This window comes from uncultured Sunxiuqinia sp. (assembly GCF_963974515.1).
Classification (GTDB): domain Bacteria; phylum Bacteroidota; class Bacteroidia; order Bacteroidales; family Prolixibacteraceae; genus Sunxiuqinia.
The window spans coordinates 1-6,431 of the sequence record NZ_CAXBDD010000151.1; the positions used below are offsets into that span (position 1 = coordinate 1).

A 6,431-nucleotide genomic window follows, 5' to 3' on the forward strand; every position below is an offset into this window, starting at 1 on the left:
TACTGGAAGGCATCGTCGACGAATGACTCATACGCACTTTCCCATTTCCTCGAATAAGGCCAGTCCCTTCTGTTTTTTGCATCAGCAGTAATATCCTCTGACCAGTCCATCCAAACGGTATCGCCATATTGATAACCATTGGGTAACACATCGGCACCTGCTCCGGCATTTTCTTCGGCAGTTTTCAGGATGAAGAATTTCCTTATGGCATAGTTGGATGCCCGGTCATCTCCCTCCTCATAATTGTCGAGCGCCCATTTTGTTAACGACATGCGGCCTAGTCCACGACCTCCTCGTTCAGCTGTTTTTTTCAATACGTTGGACTTGCCAGCAAATCTTGCTGATTCATATCTGGAAACGTGCCATCGCCGCATAATGGCACCGGCTCCCCCAATAACTTCAAACTCATACGGAAATACCCACAAAGCTTCCGTATTTCCTTCGTTTCGGTTGGAGTTCCCATCATAAAACATGTCCATAAAAGGAACGCCTTCCTGAGCGCTGCGCACTCCATATCGATCTGTAATCAACTGATAATCCGGCGTATTAATGCATTTATTTGCCCATTCCAAGGCTTTGGTCGGGCTGTTTTCTACGAGGTACATTTCAGCCAAATAGTGCTGGATGGCCCCTTTGGTAATCCGCCCCTGGTACTCGGGTTCAATTCCTATATGCTGTTCTGCAAACTCCCAGTCCTGGATCATTTGTGCTCTTACGTCTGCAACCGGCGTGCGTTCCCAGTCTGTTTTCACTTCCGATCCCAGTGCTTCATTCAAGTTCAGGGGGACATCGCCCCAGCCATAAGTGAGGTACCGGTATGCCCAAGCCCGCACGGCCCGGGCATGTGCCACAACACTATTTTTGTTTTCTTCCGCGCTTTGATTACCACCTGTCCAGTCAACACCCTCATCTTCGGCATGGATTATAATGGTATTGGCAGCATTAACAACTCGGTAAAGCCAATAGAAATTACTCGTTATTTCTGTATAGGTTGAGTTGTTATTTGGCCAGCTTTCGGCTACCCGTGCAAAACCATCGCGGTGATTGGCAACCATATTGTCATTTCCGTTCATCCACATCTCTTTGCGCAAATAGTTGGAGCCATCACGTCCCTGATAGTCTTCACGAACAAGAGAATACAGTCCATTCAGCCCAGACTGAAAACCATTATAGCTGGTATAAAGCGTTGTTGTGGTAATGATGTGAGGCGGCTTTTCATTCAGAAGGTCTTCAGAACAGCCTGCCAGAAATATGATTGCGATGAATAGTGCAATTGTATGTTTTAATATTTTTTTCATAATTTCTTTGTTTTTAGTCGTTCCTTAGAAAGATAAATTGATTCCAAACACATACTCCTTCTGCAATGGAAGTGCTATCTGGTCATCCAGTTCCGGATCGAGTCCGGGCCAGTTCGTGAAGGTGATCAGATTTCGGCCTGTTGCATACACCTGAAACTTACCAAAGCCAGCCATTCTAAAGAGTTTCAGCAGGTCGTAAGAGAGGGTAATGTCTTTAATCCGGACAAAATCTTTGGAATAATATTTTGAAGTATTGATCCCGCCGTTCGAACCGCCGTTTTCATCGTTGATGATCCATTCGTTTGTCGGGTTATCAGGCGTCCACCAGTTCTTTTTTGTCGTGTTCCTTTTAACCTCCCCAAAAACATTGTCCGACTCCAGGGCATTGGAAGATGTAATTCCGTGCACACCGTGCATGAAAACGGAAAGGGTCAGATCTTTGTAAGTCAATGTATTGTTCATCCCCCAAATAATTTTTGGGTCCCGCTGTCCCTGGATTACCCGGTCATCATTCGGGTCGATTACTCCATCGGGTGTTCCGTCGGGGCCACTGAGATCAACCAGTTTGCTCCCACCCGGGTATTTATTATAAACAGCAGCCTCTTCTTCTTCACCCAGTTGCCAAATACCATCCCAGATGTAGTTGTAATTCACCCGAATGGGCTCCCCAATAAACCATCGGTTTCCAACATCGTCGATTTCATTTCCTTCTGCATCCAATTCACCGTACAGGGAAACGATTTCATTCTTATTGGTACTGAAGTTGGCTGAGGTTGTCCATGAGAAATCCTTGGTTATGATGTTCCGGGAATTCACGGAAGCTTCAAAGCCAACGTTTCTTGTTTCTCCGATGTTTTGCGTAATCTCCCTGATCCCGTGAATCGGGGATATCGTGCGGTCGAGCAAGAGGTCGAAAGTATTGGTGACGTAGTAGTTTAAGTCACCGGATATGCGCCCCGAAAGAAGGCCATAATCCAACCCAACATTGAATGTTTTCGACGACTCCCATCCTAAGTTGTCCATTCCCAATGTACTTGGCCGGTAGCCAGGCATGGTGCTTGACCCGTCAACAAAGTTCTCTTCGGCCATGCGTGCAATGGTGCTGTAAGACCCGATTGCCTGGTTTCCGTTTAATCCGTAAGATGCTCTTAGCTTGAGAACACTGATTAAATCTCTGTTTGGAACCAGGTTTTCAAAGAAGTCTTCATTGGCAATATTCCAGCCCACAGCTGCCGATGGGAAGGTTCCCCACTTTGTTTCTTCTCCAAATCCTGAGAACCCATCGCGACGAACAGTGAATGTTAAAAGATAGCGGCTGTCGTAGGAGTAATTCAAGCGGAGCATTTGAGAAATTAACGTATTGGCACTGTACCCAAAATCAGGAGCGATTACTTCGGCCTGTCCCGCGGAATACCATGTCAGAAAATCGTTTGGGTAACCTGATGCATCCAGTTCATTGCTTGAGTTTTTGTAATCCTCAAATGAATAAACCCCAGTAAAAAACAGGTTATGTTTCCCGAATTCACGGTTGTAATTCACGATATTTTCCAGGGTATAGCTTTCGGCCATACTTCTGTTGGTGCTTGATTCACCCCGCGAACTCAATCCATTTAAAGTATTTCGTCCCCAGTAGGTCCCGCTGTCGGTAAACCGCAGCCGGATCCCGGAATTAAGACGGTACTGCAAACCTTTGATAAATGGGACATCCACCACAACGTGGTTGTTGGTTACCGCCTGATACGATCTATCAGTATTATCGGCAAGCAGCCTTTGCAGCGGGTTTCCAATTTGTGTTTCCTCCGGCCAGGGGTTGATGGTCTGGTTGCCATCTTCGTCATAAGGAGTGGTCAACGGGTTCATCCAAAATACGCCATTATAGCTAGTGCCACCATCCCAAATAACATTTAGCCCGCTACGGTTGTCGTAGGTTAATTGAGTCCTTGTTCCAATAGTTAGCCAGCTGGTTATTTTACTATCCAGATTAAAACGCATCGATACTCGCTGGTAGTCATCGCCAACCGCCAAGCCCTGTATATCGGTCAATCCTCCAGAAAAATAATAGTTGGTATTATCAGATCCTCCTGATACGGAAATGTTATGCTGTGTGCTGTAACCATTGCGTAAGGCAAGGTCAACCCAATCGGTCCATTTTCCCGCGTCGTAAACAGCTTGTTCCGACGCAGTTATTGAGCCAGGCTCCCGAGTCTTCTTAAATTCGTAAAACTCGGGTCCACTCATGGTATTTGGAAGTTTTACAAAACTTTGCATCCCATAATAGCCATCATAGGAAATGGTCGCTTTTCCTTTCTTGCCTATTTTGGTGGTGACAAGGATTACCCCATTCGAACCACGCGAGCCGTAAATAGCTGCTGCGGAAGCATCCTTGAGCACTTCGATTGATTTGACATCGTTTGGGTTGATATCGCGCAACTGCCCGCCATAAGGCACGCCATCCACCACGATAAGTGGGTCGTTACCTGCCTCAATGGAATTACGTCCCCTGATCATGATCACCTCGTTGGGCGAAGTTCCCGCCGAATTGGTATTCATCATTACCCCCGGAATAGCTCCTTGAATGGCCTGAGCAATGGTGGTATTGGGAACCATTTGAAGACGTTCCTGTCCAACAGAAGCAACCGTACCAGTGATGTCGCTTTTTTTCTGGGAACCATAGCCCACTACCACTACTTCATCCATGCCGATGGTCTCTTCCTCCATCACCACATTGATCGTTGATTGATTGCCAACACCTACCTCCTGACTCCGCATCCCCACAAACGAAAACACCAAGGTCGCATTAGCGGAAAGACCTCCAATCGTGTACCTTCCATCAAAGTCGGTAACGGTACCTTGGGTTGTACCTTTCACCACCACAGTAACCCCAGGAAGCGGAGCACCAGAGGAGTCTGTAACTTTTCCGGCAACCTGTACGGATTGGTGAACCCCCGCATGACTTGATTCAGGACGGATGATGATCAGATTTTTATCGGTAATTACGTAATCGACTCGTTGGTCTAAAAAAATCTCGTTTAAAACAAAATCAATTGAACTTTGATGGGCATTAACGGAGACTTTTTTATCGATATCCAGCAATTCATTTTGCAAAAGAAACTTGTAATTACTCTGTTTTTCAATTTGATTTAGAACTTCTCGAATGGTGACATTCTCAAAGTTCAGGGACAATTTCGTTTGCTGCGAATAAACGCTTGCCGAAACATGCACTGTCATAACCAGAATAATAATCGAAACTAACCGCATGATTACCAAGATTTTTTTAAACGGAGGACTTCCTAAACCCCCCAGTTTTAGTTTTTTTTTCATAGTTTTGTATCGTTTAATTATTAAATAATCTAATGCCTTGCATTAGGGTTTTAGCAACCGTCCGGACTCTCACCTCCCGACGGTTGTTTTTTTATTAAATTGATCATTCCTTTTTCGCTATTGATTGGATAAGGTCTTGTTGTTTCTACTGACTAATCTGATAATGATTTCCTTTTTTCTGGACGCTCAAATCGCTGGCCGTTGAAATAGCCTTCAGAATTTCCTCAAGGCTTTCGTTACCAAAAACCCCAGTATAGTGAATTTCACGTCCAATAGTTGCCGGGGTAAACCCGACTGTGACATTGTATTGACGTTCCAGTTTTCTGGCCAGAACCTCAATTGGTTCGTTGTGCAAATAAATCTTGTTATCTCTCCAACCGGAGTATTCGATCGGATCAACCTTTTTGGTTTCCATCTGCGAAGTCGATTTATCGTAGATGGCCAATTCTCCTGGCTTGATAAAATATTCTTCTGACTTTTGGTTCTGAATGCTGACTTTCCCGCTTTCCAGAGAAGTTTCGATTACCGGCTCATCGGCATAAGCCGATACGTTGAATTTTGTGCCGTAGACTTTTACTTTTAAATCACTTACATGGACAACAAAAGGTTTTTCAGCTCTTTCCACGTCAAAAAATGCTTCACCTTGTAGAATAACTTCCCGTTCCGCTACATTAAAATCTGAGTCGTACTTTAATTCGCTTTTCGCATTTAACCAAACTTTACTTCCATCAGGCAAATAGACCAGGGAGCGATTACCAAGCTCTGTTTGAAAATAGACCTGTTCGTTTGTTTTTGATTGCAACGCTTGAAAATTCGTAAAATTGAACAACCCAAGCATGATGATAATCCCCGCAGCAACTCCCGAAATAGCTGTAAACAATACTTTTCTCCGGAGCATTTGCCTGCTTTGAATCTTCCTATCCATCTGATAAAAAGATTTCACGGCATCGTGCTTTCTATAATTTTTTACGTTTGGTGATTCCTGCCAGATCCGTTGCATTTTCTCAAACAATTCCCGGTTATCGTTCTCTTTAACCCATTCCCGAAATTCGTTCTCTTCTTCGGAAGAAGCTGTTCTGGATAAAATCCCATATATGAGTTCAAACTTTTCCATTGGATAATTTGTATCTACAACTTAATGACAGTCTACAAGCAGAAAGGTCGTATGCTAACTTCAAAAAAAATTAAAAATATTCAGGGTAGTATGGTTGGAGACATGATTTCAACAGCTTGAGGGCTTTACCTATCTGGGCTTTCACGGTTTTCAGTGTGATATTTAATGAATCGGCAATCATTTCCTGCTTTGAACCTTTGAACCGACTTTCCATAAAAACTTCCCTGCAGCGGGGCGGAAGCTTTTCGATACATTGGAAGAGATAATCACGAAATTCTTCGTGTTCAATTTCCAACGGATCAATCGATTCATTCTGCTGTCTCGAAAAATCACGGGTGTGCTCTAATCTCACAGATTCTGATTTTAACCGATTCAGCGATTGATTTTTAACAGCAGTAAAAAGATAAGATTTCACTGAACCTGCAATCACCAGTCTTTTTCTATTTTCCCAGATCTTGATAAAGACTTCCTGAACAATGTCGTCCGCCTTAAAATGTTCATCAACATAGCGGAGAGAAAAATTGCATAAAATGGGGTAGTAATTTTCAAAGAGAACACTAAATGCTTTATAATCTCCATTCCTGATTTTTTCAACCAATTGCAGATTATTGAATTGATTTGTGGAATTTGCTTGCGATTCTTTCATGCTCAAAAATATAATATAAAATGAGATTTTTACATCCTGATAACAGTTTTGC

General features: G+C 43.6%; 4 protein-coding genes. All 4 read right to left on the minus strand.

Annotated elements, in window-relative coordinates:
* A partial coding sequence (locus AAC033_RS17900; protein WP_339740672.1) for a RagB/SusD family nutrient uptake outer membrane protein occupies positions 1-1,298 on the minus strand: 1,298 nt, incomplete at its 3' end.
* A gap of 24 nt (positions 1,299-1,322) precedes the next feature.
* Entirely contained in the window at positions 1,323-4,619 is a 3,297-nt protein-coding gene (locus tag AAC033_RS17905) for a SusC/RagA family TonB-linked outer membrane protein (protein ID WP_339740674.1), read from the minus strand.
* A gap of 145 nt (positions 4,620-4,764) precedes the next feature.
* A complete protein-coding gene (locus AAC033_RS17910; protein ID WP_339740676.1) occupies positions 4,765-5,733 on the minus strand; it encodes a FecR domain-containing protein in 969 nt (322 codons plus the stop codon).
* Positions 5,734-5,803: 70 nt separating this feature from the next.
* Complete coding sequence (locus tag AAC033_RS17915; protein WP_339740678.1) at positions 5,804-6,331, minus strand: RNA polymerase sigma-70 factor; 528 nt, start codon at positions 6,329-6,331, stop codon at positions 5,804-5,806.
* Positions 6,332-6,431 lie beyond the last annotated feature (100 nt).

Excerpts from the sequence above, each read along its gene's own strand:
- AAC033_RS17905 (WP_339740674.1), bottom strand. The coding sequence starts at position 4,619 with ATGAAAAAAAAACTAAAACTGGGGGGTTTAGGAAGTCCTCCGTTTAAA.
- AAC033_RS17910 (WP_339740676.1), bottom strand. The coding sequence starts at position 5,733 with ATGGAAAAGTTTGAACTCATATATGGGATTTTATCCAGAACAGCTTCT.